Origin of the sequence: Pseudomonas fluorescens (assembly GCF_902498065.1) — a bacterium.
Lineage (GTDB): Bacteria > Pseudomonadota > Gammaproteobacteria > Pseudomonadales > Pseudomonadaceae > Aquipseudomonas > Aquipseudomonas fluorescens_BJ.
In genome coordinates this window covers 61,686-81,645 of record NZ_CABVIR010000006.1, presented here as the reverse complement: position 1 = coordinate 81,645, position 19,960 = coordinate 61,686, and the positions used below count along the sequence as shown (strand labels likewise).

The 19,960-nt window shown below is 60.3% G+C and carries 14 protein-coding genes; 13 read left to right on the top strand and 1 reads right to left on the bottom strand.

What is annotated here, in order from left to right:
- The first annotated feature begins 6 nt into the window (after window positions 1-6).
- From rpmE to F8N43_RS20595, 3 genes are all read left to right on the top strand, one after another.
- The gene (gene rpmE / locus F8N43_RS20605; RefSeq protein ID WP_017336116.1) at window positions 7-237 is read left to right on the top strand and encodes a 50S ribosomal protein L31; all 231 of its coding nucleotides are present in this window, start codon (window positions 7-9) and stop codon (window positions 235-237) included.
- A 14-nt stretch (window positions 238-251) separates the two neighbouring features.
- The gene (locus F8N43_RS20600) at window positions 252-1,052 is read left to right on the top strand and encodes a thermonuclease family protein (protein WP_150632727.1); all 801 of its coding nucleotides are present in this window, start codon (window positions 252-254) and stop codon (window positions 1,050-1,052) included.
- Window positions 1,053-1,234: 182 nt separating this feature from the next.
- Window positions 1,235-2,503, top strand: a complete 1,269-nt coding sequence (locus F8N43_RS20595) for a malic enzyme-like NAD(P)-binding protein (protein ID WP_150654277.1) — start codon at window positions 1,235-1,237, stop codon at window positions 2,501-2,503.
- A 160-nt stretch (window positions 2,504-2,663) separates the two neighbouring features.
- On the opposite strand, the gene F8N43_RS20590 is transcribed toward F8N43_RS20595, so the two are convergent.
- Entirely contained in the window at window positions 2,664-5,099 is a 2,436-nt protein-coding gene (locus F8N43_RS20590; protein WP_412071042.1) for a penicillin-binding protein 1A, read from the bottom strand.
- Window positions 5,100-5,317: 218 nt separating this feature from the next.
- Here F8N43_RS20590 and F8N43_RS20585 point away from each other — a divergent pair, with 218 nt between their 5' ends.
- The 10 genes from F8N43_RS20585 to F8N43_RS20535 all read left to right on the top strand — a co-directional run bounded on the left by F8N43_RS20585 (window position 5,318) and on the right by F8N43_RS20535 (window position 19,829).
- Entirely contained in the window at window positions 5,318-6,382 is a 1,065-nt protein-coding gene (locus tag F8N43_RS20585; RefSeq protein WP_150632725.1) for a pilus assembly protein PilM, read from the top strand.
- On the top strand, window positions 6,382-6,948 hold the full coding sequence (locus tag F8N43_RS20580; protein ID WP_150632724.1) for a PilN domain-containing protein: 567 nt from the start codon (window positions 6,382-6,384) through the stop codon (window positions 6,946-6,948). Before F8N43_RS20585 ends, F8N43_RS20580 begins: the two co-directional genes overlap by 1 nt.
- Window positions 6,945-7,568: a type 4a pilus biogenesis protein PilO gene (pilO, locus tag F8N43_RS20575; RefSeq protein ID WP_150632723.1), complete on the top strand. Its 624-nt coding sequence runs from the start codon at window positions 6,945-6,947 to the stop codon at window positions 7,566-7,568. Before F8N43_RS20580 ends, pilO begins: the two co-directional genes overlap by 4 nt.
- Window positions 7,565-8,092, top strand: coding sequence for a pilus assembly protein PilP (locus F8N43_RS20570; protein ID WP_150654276.1), 528 nt, complete (start codon window positions 7,565-7,567; stop codon window positions 8,090-8,092). Before pilO ends, F8N43_RS20570 begins: the two co-directional genes overlap by 4 nt.
- Window positions 8,093-8,105: 13 nt before the next feature.
- The gene (pilQ, locus tag F8N43_RS20565) at window positions 8,106-10,193 is read left to right on the top strand and encodes a type IV pilus secretin PilQ (protein WP_150632721.1); all 2,088 of its coding nucleotides are present in this window, start codon (window positions 8,106-8,108) and stop codon (window positions 10,191-10,193) included.
- Window positions 10,194-10,197: 4 nt separating this feature from the next.
- Entirely contained in the window at window positions 10,198-10,716 is a 519-nt protein-coding gene (gene aroK, locus F8N43_RS20560; RefSeq protein WP_150632720.1) for a shikimate kinase AroK, read from the top strand.
- Between the two features lie 151 nt (window positions 10,717-10,867).
- Entirely contained in the window at window positions 10,868-11,968 is a 1,101-nt protein-coding gene (gene aroB / locus F8N43_RS20555) for a 3-dehydroquinate synthase (RefSeq protein WP_150632719.1), read from the top strand.
- Between the two features lie 10 nt (window positions 11,969-11,978).
- Window positions 11,979-13,580 (top strand): AAA family ATPase, encoded by a 1,602-nt coding sequence (locus F8N43_RS20550; protein WP_150632718.1) that lies wholly within the window; start codon window positions 11,979-11,981, stop codon window positions 13,578-13,580.
- 351 nt (window positions 13,581-13,931) lie between these two features.
- A complete protein-coding gene (gene gltB / locus F8N43_RS20540; RefSeq protein ID WP_150632717.1) occupies window positions 13,932-18,377 on the top strand; it encodes a glutamate synthase large subunit in 4,446 nt (1,481 codons plus the stop codon).
- Window positions 18,378-18,410: 33 nt separating this feature from the next.
- A complete protein-coding gene (locus F8N43_RS20535) occupies window positions 18,411-19,829 on the top strand; it encodes an FAD-dependent oxidoreductase (protein ID WP_150632716.1) in 1,419 nt (472 codons plus the stop codon).
- The last annotated feature ends 131 nt before the right edge of the window (window positions 19,830-19,960 follow it).

Here is a 19,960-nt window from a genome sequence, read left to right as displayed (position 1 = left end):
GACACGATGAAAGCTGATATCCATCCAACATACGAAATCACCGCAGTTACCTGCAGCTGTGGCAACAAGTTCGAAACTCGTTCGAACCTGGCCAAGCCTCTGGCGATCGACGTATGCAACGAGTGCCACCCGTTCTACACCGGTAAGCAGAAGACTCTGGATACCGGCGGCCGTGTACAGCGCTTTGCAGACCGTTTCGGTGCTTTCGGCAAGAAACCTGCTGCTGCAGCAGAGTAAGGTTCGAAAGCCCCATGGGCTTTACCTTGCTAATGAAAAAGGCGTCCCTTGCGGGCGCCTTTTTTGTGTCCGCAATTTGGCTCTCGGGCGCCCAGGCCTTCTGTCCGGTGCCAAGTGGGCTGGCGTCGGTCGCGGTGCAACGCGTGGTGGATGGCGACACATTGCGCCTGAGCGATGGCCGCAGCGTGCGCATGATCGGCTTGAACACGCCCGAGCTGGGCAAGCAGGGCCGCTCCGACGAGCCGTTCGCCGTGGCGGCGCGCAAGCGTCTGGAAGCCTTGGTGGCTGCCAGCGGCGGGCGGGTGGGTGTGCTCCTCGGTAAAGAGAGCAAGGATCACTACGGTCGCACCCTGGCGCATGTTTATGGCGCCGAGGGGGCCAACCTCGAAGCGCAGATGCTCGCAGAAGGGCTCGGTTTTCAGGTGGCGGTCGCGCCAAATGTTGATCTGGTCACCTGTCAGCAGGCGGCGGAACGCAGTGCGCGGCAAGCGGGGCTCGGGGTGTGGCGCCAGTCGCCTGTACTGAAAGCGGAGCAGATCAACACGTCTGGCTTCGCTGTGGTCAGCGGGCGTGTGAGCAGGGTTCAGCGCAATCGCGGCGGCGTTTGGATCGAGTTGCAGGATTCGCTTGTACTGCGGGTTGCACCCAATTTACTGGGGCAGTTCGACGTCCCGGCGCTGGAACGCCTGAAGGGCAAGCAGATCGAGGCGCGTGGCTGGGTCGTGGACCGTTCCCGCCGTGGCGGTTTGAAACCGGGGCAGGCGCGATGGCTCCTGCCCTTGACCGATCCGGCGATGTTGCAAGCGGTGCCTTGATAAAAAATTGTAGACATTTTTTATGTCGATTGTGAACAGTCTATCCCTTGTGTTCCGTGGCTCTTGGCCCAAAGTCGTAGGGCCGGGCGCTTGACAGGGGTGACTGGTCAGTCTTGTGGGGACTTTGCGAGGCGCGTATCCTCGCTGACCAGTCTGTCCAACAGTAAAAGCGGAATGCCCCCATGTCTGATTTGAAAACTGCCGCTCTCGAATATCACGCCCATCCTCGTCCAGGTAAGCTGAGTGTCGAGCTCACCAAGGCCACCGCTACCGCCCGCGACCTGTCGCTGGCCTACAGCCCCGGCGTAGCCGAACCAGTACGCGAAATCGCTCGCGACCCTGAACTGGCCTACAAATACACCGGCAAAGGCAACCTGGTTGCAGTCATTTCCGATGGCACCGCGATTCTGGGCCTGGGTAACCTCGGTCCATTGGCTTCCAAGCCAGTGATGGAAGGTAAAGGCGTGCTGTTCAAGCGCTTCGCCGGCATCGACGTTTTCGACATCGAAGTCGACTCCGAAAGCCCGCAAGCCTTCATCGACACCGTCAAGCGCATCTCCATCACCTTCGGTGGCATCAACCTGGAAGACATCAAGGCACCTGAGTGCTTTGAGATCGAACGCGCTCTGATCGAGCAGTGCAACATTCCGGTGTTCCACGATGACCAGCACGGCACCGCAATCGTAACTGCGGCCGGCATGATCAACGCCCTGGAAATCGCTGGCAAAACCCTTGCTGACGCCAAGATCGTCTGCCTGGGCGCTGGTGCGGCTGCCATCTCCTGCATGAAGTTGCTGGTGAGCATGGGCGCCAACATCGAAAACATCTACATGGTTGACCGTACCGGTGTGATCCACTCCGGCCGTGACGACCTGAACCAGTACAAGGCTGTCTTCGCTCACGCGACCGACAAGCGCACCCTGGCAGATGCCCTGCAAGGCGCGGACGTGTTCGTTGGCCTGTCCGGCCCGAACCTGCTCAGCGCTGAAGGCCTGAAGTCCATGGCGGCCAACCCGATCGTGTTCGCGTGCTCGAACCCTGATCCGGAAATCGCCCCGGAGCTGGCGCACGCCACCCGTGACGACGTGATCATGGCGACCGGCCGTTCGGACTACCCGAACCAGGTCAACAACGTGCTCGGCTTCCCGTTCATCTTCCGTGGTGCCCTGGACGTTCGCGCCAAGCGCATCAACGAAGAAATGAAAGTGGCCGCGGCCAACGCCCTGCGTGAACTGGCCAAACTGCCGGTTCCTCAGGAAGTCTGCGACGCCTACGGCGGCATCAAACTGGAATTCGGTCGTGAGTACATCATCCCGAAACCAATGGATGCCCGTCTGATCACCCTGATCTCCGATGCCGTGGCCAAGGCTGCGATCGAGACCGGCGTGGCAACCCTGCCGTATCCGAAGAACTACCCGCTGAAAAGCGTGGATGATGTGTTCAACGGCTAAGCCGTTGTAGCGCTTCAATCAAAGGCCCCGACTTGTAATGAGTCGGGGCCTTTTTGCATCTGCGGGTTTTGCATCGCCCGCAAAGACGACGCAAAACCTGCAGGCAATAAAATGCCCCGCACTTCTCTCGAAGGCGGGGCTTTTTCATATGGCTACGCGATCAGAACAAATCGATCGGCGCCGCTTCATCCGCTGGCAGCGGGCTGCCTGGCGCATTGCCGTTGCCCAGCTCATTCGCCGACGGTGGCGTATCTTCGGCCTTGAACAGCTCGAAGTACGCGCCAGGCGTACCCGGAGAGGCTGCACGTCCACTGATCGGGTCAACCCGCAGGCTGAGGATGCCTTCCGGCTCTGGCTGCGTGTGTGGCGGCTTGTCTTTGAGCGCGGCGCCCATGTAATTCATCCAGATCGGCAGGGCGACGGTGCCGCCGAACTCGCGCTTGCCCAGGCTTTCCGGTTGGTCGAAACCGGTCCAGACGGTGGTCACGTAATCGGCGTTGTAGCCCGAGAACCAGGCATCCTTCGATTCGTTGGTCGTACCGGTTTTCCCGGCGATGTCGGGGCGCCCCAAGGCCAGTGCGCGGCGGCCGGTGCCGAGTTTGATCACGTCCTCGAGCATGCTGTTGAGGATGTAAGTGGTACGGCCATCGACAATGCGCTCCGCCACGGCGGGTGCCTGAGGCACGGGTTGGCCCGGAGCCTCGCCCGGCGTCGCGTTGACCGTAAAGGCTTCGGCGACGGGGGCGGCAATGCCATCCGGGGCGACGCCACCTTTCGGCACGCTTGGCGGGTTGGCGACGAACAGTGAGTCGCCGTTGCGGCTTTCGATCTTGTCGATGATGTACGGGGTGATCTTGAAGCCGCCGTTGGCGAATGTGCTCCAGCCGGTAGCGATTTCCATTGGCGTCAGGGTCGCGGTGCCCAGGGCCAGCGACAGGTTGCGCGGCAGGTCCTGCTTGTTGAAGCCGAACTTGCTGATGTAGTCGATGGTGCGATCGACGCCCAGCGCCTGCACCAGGCGGATCGACACCAGGTTGCGCGACTTGTACAGCCCTTCACGCAAGCGGATCGGGCCGAGGAAGGTGTTGGTGTCGTTCTTCGGACGCCAGACTTTGTCCAAGTATTCGTCGACGAACACGATCGGTGCGTCGTTCACCAGGCTGGCGGCGGTGTAGCCGTTATCCAGCGCGGCGCTGTAAACGAACGGTTTGAAACTCGAGCCTGGCTGGCGCTTGGCCTGCAGGGCACGGTTGTAGTTGCTCTGCTCGAAGGCGAAACCGCCGACCAGCGAACGAATGGCGCCGTTCTGCGGATCAAGGGAGACCAGTGCGCCCTGAGCTTGCGGGATTTGGCTGAATTTCAGCGAATTATCCGGCTGACGCTGCACACGAATCAGATCACCGACCTGCGCCACATCCGCAGGCTGCTTCGGATTGGCGCCCATGCTGTTGGTGTTCAGGAACGGCCGCGCCCATTTCATGCTGTCCCAGCCGATGTGTTCGTCGCCGGTACGGGTCAGCACTTGCAGGCCGTTCTTGTCGACCTGCGTGACGATGGCCGGTTCCAGGCCGCTGATGGTGCGCTGCTTGGTCAGCTCGGTGGCCCAGGCCTCACGGGTCTTGCCCGGCAGGCGTGACTCAGGGCCGCGATAGCCATGACGCTGATCGTAGGTCATCAGGCCTTCGTGGACAGCAGTGTTGGCCATTTCCTGCAGGTTGCTCGGCACCGTGGTCGTGACGCGGAAACCCTCGGTGTAGGCATCGCTGCCGTAGCGGCCGACCATTTCGGCGCGGGCCATTTCAGCGATGTACGGCGCATTCACTTCCGGGGTCGGCACGTGATAGCTGGCGTTCAGTGGCTCGTTGATCGCGGCGGTGTAATCGCTCTCGGTGATCTTGCCGAGCTTGTACATGCGCCCGAGGATCCAGTCACGGCGCTCCTTGCTGCGGGCCGGATTGGCCAGCGGGTTGAAGCGTGACGGGGCTTTCGGCAGGCCGGCGATCATCGCCATCTGCGCCAGGCTGACATCACGAATCGACTTGCCGTAATACACCTGCGCCGCGGCCTCGATGCCGTAGGCCCGGTTGCCCAGATAGATTTTGTTGACGTACAGCTCAAGGATCTCATCCTTGGTCAGCTGTCGTTCGATCTGCAGGGCCAGGAGAATTTCAGTGGTCTTGCGCGAAAAGCTGCGTTCGCTGGTCAGGAAGAAGTTTTTCGCCACCTGCATGGTGATGGTGCTGCCGCCGGACTGGATGTGTCCGCTTTTGACCAACTGGGTGGCGGCGCGCATCAGGCTGCTGGGATCGACGCCGTAGTGATTGGCGAAATTGTCATCTTCAGCACTTAGTAACGCATTAATGAAATTGGGGGGAATGTCGGCGAAACGGATCGGCGTACGGCGCATTTCGCCAAATTCTGCGATCAACTTGTTGTCGCTGCTGTAGACGCGCAATGGAATCTGCAACTGGATGCTTCTCAGAGCCTCCACAGATGGTAATCCCGGACTAAGGTAAAGAAATGCGCCGCTCAGACCGAGGAGCAGTCCGCAGAAAACGGCGACGATGGACCAACCGAAAAATTTCAGCAGACGAATCAAGGCTTTGGGATATCCAGGGCAAAGAATGAATTAGGCAGCAGGGCTCAGATAAACAGGAAACGACCCGCGCTTGCAGTAAAAACCGGAAAAAAACGCTGGGCATTATAAGCATTTTTCCGTCGAGAGCGTCATTTGCGCTGCTGTCAAGACGGGTGGTTTGAACGCAACGCACATTACAGAGTCCGTAAGACACGGATAGTCATAGGGAATTGGTAGTGCTAGGACTCTTCAATAAAAAAGCCAATACGCTTCTGGGGATCGACATCAGCTCCACGTCGGTGAAGCTTCTGGAGCTAAGCCGTCAGGGCGACCGCTACCGGGTCGAGGCTTATGCCGTAGAGCCGCTGCCGGCCAGTGCGGTGGTCGAGAAAAATATCGCCGAGCTCGAAGGCGTGGGTCAGGCCCTCGCACGCGTGCTGCTCAAGGCCAAAACCAGCCTCAAGAACGTGGCCGTCGCCGTGGCCGGTTCTGCCGTCATCACCAAAACCATCGAAATGGATGCCGGTCTTTCCGACGACGAGATGGAAAACCAGCTGAAGATCGAGGCCGATCAGTACATCCCTTATCCACTGGATGAAGTCGCCATCGACTTTGAAGTGCAGGGCGCGTCGGCGCGTAACCCGGAGCGGGTCAATGTGCTGCTGGCTGCCTGTCGCAAGGAAAACGTCGAAGTCCGTGAAGCGGCGCTCGCACTGGCCGGCCTGACGGCGCGCGTGGTCGATGTCGAGGCTTACGCGCTGGAGCGGTCATTCGGCTTGCTGACCGGGAATCTGGCAGCGTCTCGCGAGCACCTGACGGTCGCCGTAGTCGACATCGGCGCGACCATGACCACCCTGAGCGTGCTGCGCAACGGGAAAATCATTTATACCCGCGAACAATTGTTCGGCGGCCGCCAGCTGACAGAAGAAATCCAGCGACGTTATGGCCTGACCCTTGAGCAAGCGGGGCTGGCGAAGAAGCAGGGCGGGTTGCCGGACGATTATGTCAGCGAAGTGTTGCAGCCCTTCCGCGATGCGCTGGTGCAGCAAGTGTCGCGTTCGTTGCAGTTTTTCTTTGCTTCCGGCCAGTACACTTCGGTTGACCATATCCTGTTGGCTGGCGGCACCGCTTCGGTTCCGGGGCTGGACCGATTGATCGAGGAGCGACTGGGTACTCCGACGCAAGTGGCCAATCCATTCGCCGACATGACCCTGAGCAGCAAAGTCAACGCCGGTGCCCTGGCCAGCGACGCGCCCGCACTGATGATTGCCTGCGGGTTGGCCCTCAGGAGTTTCGACTGATGGCGCGGATCAACCTTTTACCTTGGCGCGAAGAGCTGCGGGACGCACGTCGCAAACGCTTTTTGCTGGCGCTGGTCGGCGCACTGGTGGCCGCTGTGGCAGCGGTGCTGATCGCGAATCAGGCCATCAACGACGCCATAGACCGACAGGTCGCCCGAAACGATTACATCGGTAAACAGATTGCGGTGGTTGACGAACGGATCAAGCAGATCAGCGACCTCAAGGCCCGGCGTCAGCAGTTGGTCGAACGCATGCGCATCATTCAGGACCTGCAGGGCAATCGTCCGATCAGCGGGCGGATCTTCGATCAATTGGCGCGTACGTTGCCGGATGGGGTGTATTTCACCGAGGTGAAAATGGAGGGTAAAACCCTGTCCATCACCGGCGCGGCAGAATCCAATAACCGTGTTTCCGACCTGATGCGCAATCTGGATGCATCGGACTGGTTCGATGCGCCCACCCTGACAGAGGTCAAGGCGACCACTGCCGGCCAACTGGATCAGGCCAACGTTTTTCAGTTGACCGTGCGCCAGACCCAACCTGCTGCCATGGAGGCCGTTCAATGAGGCCGGCCGAATGGATCGAAGGGCTGCGCAAGATCGACATCAACGATCTGGACACCAACAACATGGGGTCCTGGCCGCCCACCATCAAGGCACTGGCGGGTATTCTGCTGATGATTCTGGTGCTGGCCCTGGGCTACAGCTTTTCCATCAGCGACCTTGAGAGTCAACTTGAACTCAAGCGCGAGGAAGAGTCGACCCTCAAGGAGCAGTTCGCCACCAAGGCCCACATGGCGGCGAATCTTGAGCTGTACACCCAGCAGATGAAGGAAATGGAGAACTCCTTTGGCGTGCTCCTGCGGCAATTGCCCAGCGACACCGAAGTGCCTGGTCTGCTGGAGGACATCACCCGGACCGGCCTCGGGAGCGGGTTGGAGTTTGAAGAGATCAAGCTGCTGCCAGAGGTGACCCAGCCGTTCTACATTGAACTGCCGATCCAGATCACCGTCACCGGCGCCTATCATGACCTCGCCACGTTCGTCAGTGGCGTGGCCGGGCTGCCGCGGATCGTCACTCTGCATGACTTCGATCTTGCCCCGGCCAACCCCGAAGGCGGCCCGAAATTGCGCATGAGCATCCTCGCCAAGACCTACCGCTACAACGACAAGGGGCTGCAAAAATGAGCCCGATTCGTTTTTTTCCGATGATCGGGCTGTTGGCCGTCCTGGCTGGCTGTGGCGGCGGCAATGACTTCAGCGATCTCGACGCTTACATGAACGAAATGCGTTTGCGTGCGCCTGGCAGGATTGAACCAACGCCGACATTCCGGTCTTACCCAACGTTCACCTATAACGCGGCTAACTTGCGAAGCCCGTTTTCCCGGCAGGTCAGAGTTGATCTGGCCGGCCAAAAACATGGCGCACGCAATGTCAAACCTGACCCCGATCGGGTCAAGCAGTACCTCGAAGGTTTCAACATCGAGCAGTTTGAAATGGTCGGCACGATCTCCAATGCGGCTGGCTCCTTTGCGCTGTTGCGCGGGGCGGGCGGTGTGCATCGGTTGAAGGTCGGCGATTACCTGGGACGTAACGATGGCCGGATCGTCGCCATCAGCGGCTCGCAAGTCGATGTGGTCGAAATCGTTCCCGACGGCGAAGGCGCCTGGCTGGAGCGGCCGCGGACCATTCCTTTGAAAGAGCACTCATAGTGGAACTCGAATAATGAACAGGATTTTCGCAACCTTCGGAATTTCGCTATGGATAGCGTTGCTGTCGCCGATGGTACAAGCGGCCAACCTCAAAGCGCTGGATGTCGCTGCGCTGCCGGGAGACCGCGTCGAGTTGAAGTTGTCATTCGATGGTGCCCCCCCGGCGCCCCACGGCTACACGACGGAGCAGCCTGCGCGGATTGCGCTGGACCTGCCCGGGGTGGTCAACCAACTGGCGAGCAAGACCCGCGACCTGGGCGGCGGTAATGCTCGCAGCGCCACGGTGGTGGAAGCCAAGGACCGCACGCGGCTGATCATCAATCTGACTCAGTTGACTCCGTATACCGCTCGCGTCGAAGGCAACACTCTGTTTGTGGTGGTCGGGCGTGGAGCCAGTAACGCAGCGTCTGCACCCGCGGCCAAGCCGCCACGTGTCGCCACGGCCACTCCGGCGCCGGCCAAGACCTATGCGCCGGTGAGCAAGGCGATCCGTGGCGTGGATTTCCAGCGCGGAACCCAGGGTGAAGGCAATGTGGTCATCGATCTGTCGGATCCCTCCATTGCCCCGGACATTCAGGAGCGCGATGGCAAGATCGTCCTTAACTTCGCCCGAACCCAGTTGCCGGAACCTTTGCGAGTGCGCCTGGACGTCAAGGACTTCGCCACGCCTGTGCAATTCGTCAACGCCAGCGCCACCGGAGACCGGGCGACCATCAGCATCGAGCCCAGTGGCGCATTCGATTACTCGACCTACCAGACCGACAACAAACTCACCGTCAGCATTCGCCCGATGACCGTCGATGATTTGCAAAAACGCAACGCCGAGCGCTTTGCCTACACCGGTGAAAAGCTCTCGCTGAATTTTCAGGACATCGATGTACGCTCGGTTCTGCAACTGATCGCCGACTTCACCAATCTCAATCTGGTGGCCAGCGACACGGTGCAGGGCGGCATCACCTTGCGTCTGCAAAACGTGCCATGGGATCAGGCGCTCGACCTGGTGTTGAAAACCAAGGGGCTGGACAAGCGCAAGATCGGCAACGTGCTGTTGGTGGCCCCGGCCGACGAGATTGCCGCGCGCGAACGTCAGGAGCTGGAATCGCAGAAGCAGATTGCCGATCTTGCGCCATTGCGTCGTGAACTGCTGCAGGTCAATTACGCCAAGGCGGCGGATATCGCCAAATTGTTCACGTCGGTGACCAGTGCCGAGGCGAAAGTGGACGAACGGGGTTCGATCACCGTCGATGACCGGACCAACAACATCATTGCCTATCAGACTCAGGATCGCCTCGACGAACTTCGCCGGATCGTCGCGCAGCTGGACATCCCGGTGCGTCAGGTGATGATCGAGGCGCGAATCGTCGAAGCCAACGTCGACTACGACAAAAGCCTTGGCGTGCGCTGGGGCGGTTCATTGCAGAACAAGGGCAACTGGAACACGTCCGGGGTCAGCAATGGCGCCAACGCGTCGTCGACCATTGGTACGCCTGGCAGCACCAGTACCAATTCGCCGTTCGTCGATATGGGTGCCGCCGCCAACACCTCGGGGCTCGGTATCGCGTTCATCACCGACAATGTGCTGCTGGATCTCGAGCTGACCGCCATGGAAAAAACCGGCAACGGCGAAATCGTCTCGCAGCCCAAGGTGGTCACGTCCGACAAGGAAACTGCAAAAATCCTCAAGGGCACCGAGATTCCCTATCAGGAAGCCAGCTCCAGTGGCGCCACATCGGTGTCATTCAAGGAGGCCTCGCTGTCGCTTGAGGTGACGCCGCAGATCACTCCGGACAACCGGATCATCATGGAGGTCAAGGTCACCAAGGACGAACCGGACTACCTGAACAAGGTGCAGGATGTACCGCCGATCAAGAAAAACGAGGTGAACGCCAAGGTCCTGGTCAATGACGGCGAGACCATCGTGATCGGTGGCGTTTTCTCAAATACTCAGAGCAAGGTTGTAGATAAGGTGCCATTTCTCGGTGATGTGCCGTATCTTGGCCGCCTTTTCCGGCGTGACGTGGTTTCGGAGAAAAAATCCGAGCTGCTGGTATTTCTCACTCCGCGTATCATGAACAACCAGGCGATTGCTGTGAGTCATTGATTCTGTGCGAAATTTGATTCTTGTTGGACCGATGGGGGCTGGAAAAAGCACCATCGGCCGGTTGCTGGCCAAAGAGCTGCGCCTGCCATTCAAAGATTCCGATAAGGAAATTGAATTGCGCACGGGCGCCAATATCCCATGGATTTTCGATAAGGAAGGCGAGCCAGGCTTTCGTGATCGCGAGCAGGCGATGATCGCCGAGCTGTGCGGTTGCGATGGCGTGGTGCTGGCGACCGGTGGTGGTGCAGTGATGCGCGAAGCCAATCGTCGGGCGCTGCGTGCCGGTGGTCGGGTGGTATATCTGCATGCTTCCGTCGAGCAGCAGGTCGGCCGCACTGCCCGCGATCGTAATCGACCACTGTTGCGTACCGCGGATCCGGCCAAGACCCTTCGGGACCTGCTGGAGTTGCGCGATCCGCTATATCGGGAAATCGCCGACCTGGTGGTTGAAACGGATGAGCGGCCGCCGCGTATGGTGGTGCTCGATATTCTCGAGCGCTTGCAGCAACTGCCTCCCCGTTAAAGCGCAGCGCGAAATGCGCTATCCTCGGCGTCCTGCCACGACGGCTCAAGGTTGTGGCGGATGGCTACCGAACGGCGTCACACCATCAGATGCCCTGGATACTCGATAACTCAAGGCGGGACGCCTGATTTCATCTTCACTGTGGGGACACATGCAGACACTCAAGGTCGATCTAGGCGAGCGCAGCTACCCGATTCATATTGGCGAAGGTTTGTTGGATCAGCCAGAGCTGCTGGCCCCGCATATTCGCGGACGGCAAGTGGCGATCATCTCCAACGAAACCGTTGCGCCGCTCTATCTTGAACGTCTGACCCGCAGCCTTGCGCAGTTTTCGGTGATTTCCGTGGTGCTGCCCGACGGCGAAGCCTTCAAGACCTGGGAAACCCTGCAACTGATTTTCGACGGCTTGCTGACGGCACGACACGACCGTCGCACGACCGTTATCGCACTCGGTGGGGGCGTGATTGGCGACATGGCCGGTTTTGCCGCTGCCTGTTACCAGCGTGGCGTCGATTTCATCCAGGTTCCGACCACGCTGTTGTCGCAAGTCGACTCCTCGGTGGGCGGCAAGACCGGGATCAATCATCCGCTGGGCAAAAACATGGTCGGCGCCTTCTATCAGCCGAACGTGGTGCTGATCGATACCGCCTCCCTCAATACCCTGCCGGCCCGCGAATTGTCCGCCGGGCTTGCTGAAGTCATCAAATACGGCTTGATCTGCGACGAGCCGTTCCTGACCTGGCTCGAAGAAAACGTCGATCGCCTGCGTGCCCTGGACCAGGTCGCCTTGACCTATGCCATCGAGCGCTCCTGCGCGGCCAAGGCGGCGGTGGTCGGCGCCGACGAAAAGGAAACCGGTGTACGGGCCACGTTGAACCTGGGCCACACGTTTGGCCACGCCATCGAAACCCACATGGGATATGGTGTCTGGCTGCATGGTGAAGCGGTCGCTGCTGGCACGGTAATGGCGCTGGAAATGTCCACGCGTCTCGGCTGGATCAGTGAGCAAGAGCGTGATCGCGGTATTCGCCTGTTCCAGCGTGCCGGCCTGCCGGTCATCCCGCCTCCAGAGATGACTGAGGCCGATTTTCTCGAACACATGGCAATTGACAAGAAAGTGATCGACGGTCGTTTGCGCCTGGTGCTGCTGCGCCACATGGGCGAAGCCGTGGTGACCGACGATTATCCGAAAGAGGTTTTACAGGCCACGCTGGGAGCGGATTACCGCGCCCTGGCTCAGCTTAAAGGTTAATAAGATCCCGATGACTAGTTTGCATGCCGACGAGGCTTTCCTCGGCCATTACCAGTTGAGTCATGACCCTTTTGCTCCGCGGGTACCTGGCTTCAAATTTTTCCCGGCTCAGCGCAAACCAGTGCTGGGTCAGCTGCATCACCTGGCACGTTACAGCCAGTTGCTGCTGGTGGTCACCGGCCCGCAAGGCAGTGGCAAGACCCTGTTGCGTCAGGCCCTGGTGGCCAGCACCAACAAACAGTCCGTTCAAAGCGTAGTGGTTTCCGCCCGCGGTGCCGGTGATGCGGCGGGCGTATTGCGTCAGGTGGCTCAGTCGCTGAACGTCGCTCAAGCTGAGATTGGCCCGATCCTGGCTCAAGTGGTGCAACTCGCACTCACGGGGCAGGAAGTCTATTTGCTGGTGGATGACGCCGAACAACTCGACGAATCTGCGCTCGAAGCCTTGATGGAGTTGGCCGCCGGTGCGCCGGAAGGCCGCCCGCACGTGTTCCTGTTCGGCGAGTCCTCGCTGATTGCGCAACTTGAGGCGCTGAGTCTCGAAGAAGAGCGCTTCCACGTCATCGAACTGCAGCCTTACACCGAAGAAGAAACCCGCGAGTATCTGGACCAACGGCTCGAAGGCGCGGGCCGGGGTATCGAACTTTTCACTGCAGAACAGATCTCTGATATTCACGAAAGCTCCGACGGCTGGCCTGGCAACATCAACCAGGTCGCCCGCGATGCAATGATCGAAGCCATGATTGCCAGCCGCTCAGCGGTCAAGCGTCCAAGTATGGGGTTCAACATGCCGAAGAAACACGTATTGGCGATTTCCGCCGTCGTCGTGGTCGCGGTAGCCGCCGCCTGGTTGATGCCGGGTCGCAGCAAAGCACCGACCACCGGCGCACCTGCCAACGAACAGGCGCAACTGCCGCTGGGCCAGGGCACGCCACAACCTAACAGCGGCGGCGCACCTGCCGTGGAATTCGCGGGCAACTCGCAACCGATGCCATTGCCGCTGGTCGGCAACTCGCAGCCGGTCATGCGTGGCCCGTTGGCGGAAGCGGCCGGTGGCATCACCGAAGGCGACGATGGCGTGCCGGTCGAAGGTTCCAGCGCTACACCGCCGACCGTGACCACCACCGCGCCGCCTGCGGGCATCCAGCCTGGTCCTGCGCCGACGCCTGCCACCAAGCCGGTGCCAGCGCCGACTCAGGTCGCGACCGCCAAGCCAGCCCCGACTGCGCCTGCCGTTAAGCCGGCTCCGGCGCCAGCCAAGCCTGCCGTCGTGGCCACCGCCAAGCCTGCCGAGAAACCAGCCGCCGCTGCTGCTGCGAAAGGCGCTGGTGGTACTTGGTACGCTGGTCAGGCTCCGGGTAACTACGTGGTGCAGATCCTCGGCACCAGCTCCGAAGCCGCCGCGCAATCCTTCGTGAAAGAGCAGGGCGGCGAGTACCGCTATTTCAAGAAAGTCCTCAACGGCAAGCCGCTTTACGTCATCACCTACGGCAACTTCGCCAGCCGCGATGCAGCCGTTACCGCCATCAAGGCCTTGCCAGCGAAGGTTCAGGCTGGTAAACCTTGGCCTCGCACTGTCGCCAGCGTCCAACAGGAACTGGCAACAACTCGCTGAAGATTCGGCGGCCTTACCCAGGCCGCCTCTCCCGGCACCTCAAAATTTCTGCAAGAGCGCGCTGGCCTCACAGGCCGCGTGCCTTGTGGTGTCTGCGTCACAGTAGTCTTTGAGTCGTTGCGGTCGAAATTAAAAAAAGTTTTGACTAGCACAGCAGATCGCTTTAAACCTTTCACAAATGCGACATAGATTTGCGACAGTTCGTCGTCAAATTTGTGAGCCTCTGTGTCGGTGTGTACAATGACCTCCCTTTTGCCCCCGCAAAGCTGGCGTACGTTCGGCGCGGATGGTAAGTGGTTGAATTGAAAAGAAATTTGCCTCGACAAGAGGCAGCCTGGTGAGAAAGTGTCTATGAAAGCAGGTCTGTACCAACCAGATGAATTCAAGGATAACTGCGGTTTCGGCCTGATAGCCCATATGCAGGGCGAGCCCAGTCATACCCTTTTGCAAACGGCCATCGAGGCCCTGACCTGCATGACCCACCGCGGTGGGATCAACGCCGACGGCAAGACCGGTGACGGTTGCGGTCTGCTGATTCAAAAACCGGATGTGTTCCTGCGAGCCATCGCCCAGGAAACCTTCGGCGTCGAATTGCCCAAGCAATACGCAGTGGGCATGGTCTTCTTCAACCAGGACCCGGTCAAAGCCGAAGCCGCTCGCGAGAACCTCAACCGCGAAATCCTGGCCGAAGGCCTGCAACTGGTCGGCTGGCGCAAAGTGCCGATCGACACCAGCGTCCTCGGCCGCCTGGCCCTTGAGCGCCTGCCGCAGATCGAGCAGGTCTACATCGGCGGTGAAGGCCTGAGCGATCAGGACATGGCGATCAAGCTGTTCAGCGCCCGTCGTCGCTCGTCCGTGGCGAACGCCGCCGACGTCGATCACTACATCTGCAGCTTTTCGCACAAGACCATCATTTATAAAGGCCTGATGATGCCGGCGGATTTGACCGCCTTCTATCCAGACCTCAGCGATCAGCGCCTGCAAACCTCGATTTGCGTGTTCCACCAGCGCTTCTCCACCAACACCCTGCCGAAATGGCCGCTGGCCCAGCCATTCCGCTTCCTCGCCCACAACGGCGAGATCAACACCATCACCGGCAACCGCAACTGGGCCCAGGCCCGTCGCACCAAGTTCACCAACGATCTGATGGATCTGGAAGAACTCGGCCCGCTGGTGAACCGCGTCGGTTCCGACTCATCGAGCATGGACAACATGCTTGAACTGATGGTCACCGGTGGCATCGACCTGTTCCGTGGCGTGCGGATGATCATTCCGCCTGCGTGGCAGAACGTCGAAACCATGGACCCGGATCTGCGTGCGTTCTACGAATACAACTCGATGCACATGGAACCGTGGGACGGCCCGGCCGGTGTGGTAATGACCGATGGTCGTTACGCGGTGTGCCTGCTCGACCGTAACGGTCTGCGTCCGGCGCGCTGGGTCACCACCAAAAACGGTTTCATCACCCTGGCCTCGGAAATCGGTGTCTGGAACTATCAGCCTGAAGACGTGATCGCCAAGGGCCGCGTTGGCCCGGGCCAGATCTTCGCCGTGGACACCGAAACCGGCCAGATCCTCGACACCGATGCGATCGACAACCGTTTGAAATCCCGTCATCCGTACAAGCAATGGCTGCGCAAGAATGCCCTGCGCATCCAGGCGACCATGGAAGACAACGATCACGGTTCGGCGTTCTACGACGTCGATCAGCTCAAGCAGTACATGAAGATGTACCAGGTCACGTTCGAAGAGCGCGACCAGGTGCTGCGTCCGCTCGGCGAGCAAGGCTACGAAGCCGTTGGCTCGATGGGTGACGATACGCCGATGGCCGTGCTGTCCCAGCGCGTGCGCACGCCGTACGACTATTTCCGTCAGCAGTTCGCGCAGGTGACCAACCCGCCGATCGACCCGCTGCGCGAAGCCATCGTCATGTCGCTGGAGATCTGCCTCGGTGCCGAGCGCAACATTTTCCAGGAGTCGCCGGAACATGCTTCGCGCGTGATCCTCAGCTCGCCGGTCATTTCCCCGGCCAAGTGGCGCTCGCTGATGAATCTCGATCGTCCGGGCTTCGAGCGCGCGATCATCGACCTCAACTACGACGAAAGCGTCGGCCTCGAAGCGGCCGTGCGCAACGTCGCCGATCAGGCTGAAGAAGCCGTTCGTGCCGGTCGCACCCAGATCGTCCTGAGTGACCGTCACATCGCGCCGGGCAAGCTGCCGATTCATGCTTCGCTCGCTACCGGCGCGGTGCACCACCGCCTGACCGAAAAAGGCCTGCGTTGCGACTCCAACATCCTGGTCGAAACCGCTACCGCACGCGATCCGCACCACTTCGCCGTGTTGATCGGTTTTGGCGCCTCGGCGGTCTATCCGTTCCTGGCCTACGAAGTGCTGGGCGACCTGATCCGCACCGGTGAAGTGCTGGGCGACCTCTATGAGGTGTTCAAGAACTACCGCAAAGGCATCACCAAAGGCCTGCTGAAAATCCTGTCGAAGATGGGTATTTCGACCATCGCCTCGTACCGCGGTGCGCAGCTGTTCGAAGCCATCGGCCTGTCCGAGGAAGTCTGCGACCTGAGCTTCCGCGGCGTGCCAAGCCGCATCAAAGGCGCACGTTTCGTCGACATCGAAGCCGAGCAGAAAGCCCTCGCCGCTGAAGCCTGGAGCCCGCGCAAGCCGATCCAGCAGGGCGGCCTGCTGAAGTTCGTCCACGGTGGTGAATATCACGCCTACAACCCGGACGTGGTCAACACACTGCAAGCCGCTGTGCAGCAGGGCGACTACAGCAAGTTCAAGGAATACACGGCGCTGGTGGACAACCGTCCGGTGTCGATGATCCGCGACATGTTCAAGGTCAAGACCCTGGACACGCCGCTGGACATCAGCGAGATCGAACCGCTGGAATCGGTGCTCAAGCGCTTTGACTCCGCCGGCATCTCGTTGGGCGCGCTGTCGCCGGAAGCTCACGAAGCCCTGGCCGAAGCCATGAACCGCCTTGGTGCGCGTTCCAACTCCGGCGAAGGCGGCGAAGACCCGGCGCGCTACGGCACGATCAAGAGCTCGAAAATCAAGCAGGTTGCGACGGGCCGTTTCGGTGTTACGCCGGAATATCTGGTCAACGCTGAAGTGCTGCAGATCAAGGTCGCCCAGGGCGCCAAGCCCGGCGAAGGCGGTCAGCTGCCAGGCGGCAAGGTCAACGGTCTGATCGCCAAGCTGCGTTACGCAGTGCCGGGCGTGACCCTGATCTCGCCACCGCCGCACCACGACATTTATTCCATCGAAGACTTGTCGCAGCTGATTTTCGACCTGAAACAAGTCAACCCGAAGGCCCTGGTCTCGGTGAAGCTGGTGGCAGAAGCGGGCGTCGGCACCATCGCCGCCGGTGTGGCCAAGGCCTACGCGGACTTGATCACCATCTCCGGTTATGACGGCGGCACCGGCGCATCGCCACTGACCTCGATCAAATACGCGGGCGCTCCGTGGGAACTCGGCCTGGCCGAAACCCACCAGACCCTGCGTGGCAATGACTTGCGCGGCAAAGTCCGGGTGCAGACCGACGGCGGCCTGAAAACCGGCCTCGACGTGATCAAGGCCGCGATCCTCGGCGCTGAAAGCTTCGGCTTCGGCACCGCGCCAATGATCGCGCTGGGCTGCAAGTACCTGCGTATCTGCCACCTGAACAACTGCGCCACCGGCGTCGCGACTCAGAACGAGAAGCTGCGCAAGGATCACTACATCGGCACCGTCGACATGGTGGTGAACTTCTTCACCTACGTCGCCGAAGAAACCCGTGAGTGGCTGGCCAAGCTGGGCGTGCGCTCCCTCGAAGAGCTGATCGGTCGTACCGATCTGCTGGACATCCTCGAAGGCCAGACCGCCAAGCAGCAACACCTGGACCTGACCCCGTTGCTGGGCAGCGATCACATCCCGGCAGACAAGCCTCAGTTCTGTCAGGTCGAGCGCAACCCGCCGTTCGACAAAGGTCTGCTGGCCGAGAAAATGGTCGACATGGCCACCTCGGCCATCAACGACATGAGCGGCGCCGATTTCGCCCTGGATATCTGCAACTGCGACCGTTCGATCGGTGCGCGGATCTCCGGTGAAATCGCGCGCAAGCACGGCAACCAAGGCATGGCGAACGCGCCGATCACCTTCCGCTTCAAAGGGACGGCCGGTCAGAGCTTTGGTGTGTGGAACGCCGGTGGCCTGAACATGTACCTGGAAGGCGACGCCAACGACTACGTCGGCAAAGGCATGACCGGCGGCAAGCTGGTCATCGTTCCGCCGAAGGGCAGCGTCTACAAGACTCAGGACAGTGCGATCATCGGCAACACCTGCCTTTACGGCGCCACTGGCGGCAAGCTGTTCGCCGCCGGTACCGCGGGCGAGCGTTTCGCGGTGCGTAACTCCGGTGCTCACACCGTGGTGGAAGGCACCGGCGATCACTGCTGCGAATACATGACCGGTGGTTTCGTCTGCGTGCTGGGCAAGACCGGTTACAACTTCGGCTCAGGCATGACCGGCGGTTTCGCCTACGTGCTCGACCAGGACAACACCTTCGTTGACCGGGTCAACCACGAACTGGTGGAAATCCAGCGGATCAGCGGCGAAGCGATGGAAGCCTACCGCAGCCACCTGCAACGCGTGCTGAACGAGTACGTCGAGGAAACCGACAGCGAGTGGGGTCGTGAACTCGCGGAAAACCTCGATGACTACCTGCGTCGTTTCTGGTTGGTCAAGCCAAAGGCTGCCAGCTTGAAAACGTTGCTTTCCAGCACCCGTGCCAACCCGCAGTGATATGCGCCTGAAGAGTTTGATGAGGTTTTAACAATGGCTGAACGTCTGAATAACGACTTCCAGTTCATCGACGTCGGGCGCAAAGATCCGAAGAAGAAACTGTTGCGTCAACGCAAGAAAGAGTTCGTGGAGATCTACGAACCCTTCAAACCCCAGCATTCGGCCGATCAGGCCCACCGCTGCCTGGGTTGCGGTAACCCGTATTGCGAATGGAAGTGCCCGGTGCACAACTTCATTCCGAACTGGCTGAAACTGGTGGCCGAGGGCAACATCCTCCAGGCCGCCGAGCTGTCGCACCAGACCAACACCCTGCCGGAAGTGTGCGGTCGGGTGTGCCCGCAGGATCGTCTGTGCGAGGGTGCCTGCACCCTCAACGACGGCTTCGGCGCGGTGACCATCGGTTCGGTCGAGAAGTACATCACCGACACCGCGTTCGCCATGGGCTGGCGCCCGGACATGTCCAAGGTCAAGCCGACCGGCAAGCGTGTAGCCATTATCGGCGCAGGCCCTGCCGGCCTCGGTTGTGCCGACGTGCTGGTGCGCGGCGGCGTGACCCCGGTGGTGTTCGACAAGAACCCGGAAATCGGTGGTCTGCTGACCTTCGGTATCCCCGAGTTCAAGCTGGAAAAGACCGTGCTGAGCAATCGTCGCGAAGTCTTCACCGGCATGGGCATCGAGTTCCGTCTGAATACCGAAGTGGGCAAGGACGTGTCCGTCGAGCAACTGCTCGAAGAATACGATGCCGTGTTCATGGGCATGGGCACCTACACCTACATGAAGGGCGGGTTTGCCGGTGAGGATTTGCCGGGTGTGCATGACGCGCTCGACTTCCTGATCGCCAACGTCAACCGCAACCTGGGCTTTGAAAAGTCGCCGGAAGATTTCGTCGACATGAAAGGCAAGAAGGTTGTGGTGCTGGGCGGCGGGGACACGGCGATGGACTGCAACCGTACTTCGATCCGCCAGGGCGCCAAGTCGGTGACCTGTGCGTATCGTCGTGACGAAGCGAACATGCCGGGCTCGCGCAAAGAGGTGAAGAACGCCAAGGAAGAAGGCGTGAAATTCCTCTACAACCGCCAGCCGATCGCCATTGTTGGTGAAGACAAGGTTGAAGGTGTGAAGGTGGTCGAGACCCGTCTCGGCGAACCGGACGCCCGTGGCCGTCGCAGCCCCGAGCCGATCCCGGGTTCCGAAGAGATCATCCCGGCCGACGCCGTGGTCATCGCTTTCGGTTTCCGACCAAGCCCGGCTGCGTGGTTCGAGCAGCACAGCATCCAGACCGACAGCCAGGGCCGCGTTGTGGCGCCGGAACAAGGTCAATACAAGCACCAGACCAGCAACCCGAAAATCTTCGCCGGTGGCGATATGGTTCGCGGTTCTGACCTGGTGGTGACGGCGATCTTCGAAGGCCGCAATGCGGCTGAAGGGATCCTGGATTACCTGGGCGTCTGATCAACTTCCAATATTGGAATGCAATACCTGTGGGAGCTGGCTTGCCAGCGATGCAGACACCTCGGTTTGTCAGATGGACCGAGGTGATGCTATCGCTGGCAAGCCAGCTCCCACAGTGTTTTGCGATGCTG

Coding starts and splice junctions, on each gene's coding strand:
- rpmE (WP_017336116.1), top strand. CDS start 7: ATGAAAGCTGATATCCATCCAACATACGAAATCACCGCAGTTACCTGC.
- F8N43_RS20600 (WP_150632727.1), top strand. CDS start 252: ATGGGCTTTACCTTGCTAATGAAAAAGGCGTCCCTTGCGGGCGCCTTT.
- F8N43_RS20595 (WP_150654277.1), top strand. CDS start 1,235: ATGTCTGATTTGAAAACTGCCGCTCTCGAATATCACGCCCATCCTCGT.
- F8N43_RS20580 (WP_150632724.1), top strand. CDS start 6,382: ATGGCGCGGATCAACCTTTTACCTTGGCGCGAAGAGCTGCGGGACGCA.
- pilO (WP_150632723.1), top strand. CDS start 6,945: ATGAGGCCGGCCGAATGGATCGAAGGGCTGCGCAAGATCGACATCAAC.
- F8N43_RS20570 (WP_150654276.1), top strand. CDS start 7,565: ATGAGCCCGATTCGTTTTTTTCCGATGATCGGGCTGTTGGCCGTCCTG.
- pilQ (WP_150632721.1), top strand. CDS start 8,106: ATGAACAGGATTTTCGCAACCTTCGGAATTTCGCTATGGATAGCGTTG.
- aroB (WP_150632719.1), top strand. CDS start 10,868: ATGCAGACACTCAAGGTCGATCTAGGCGAGCGCAGCTACCCGATTCAT.
- F8N43_RS20550 (WP_150632718.1), top strand. CDS start 11,979: ATGACTAGTTTGCATGCCGACGAGGCTTTCCTCGGCCATTACCAGTTG.
- gltB (WP_150632717.1), top strand. CDS start 13,932: ATGAAAGCAGGTCTGTACCAACCAGATGAATTCAAGGATAACTGCGGT.
- F8N43_RS20535 (WP_150632716.1), top strand. CDS start 18,411: ATGGCTGAACGTCTGAATAACGACTTCCAGTTCATCGACGTCGGGCGC.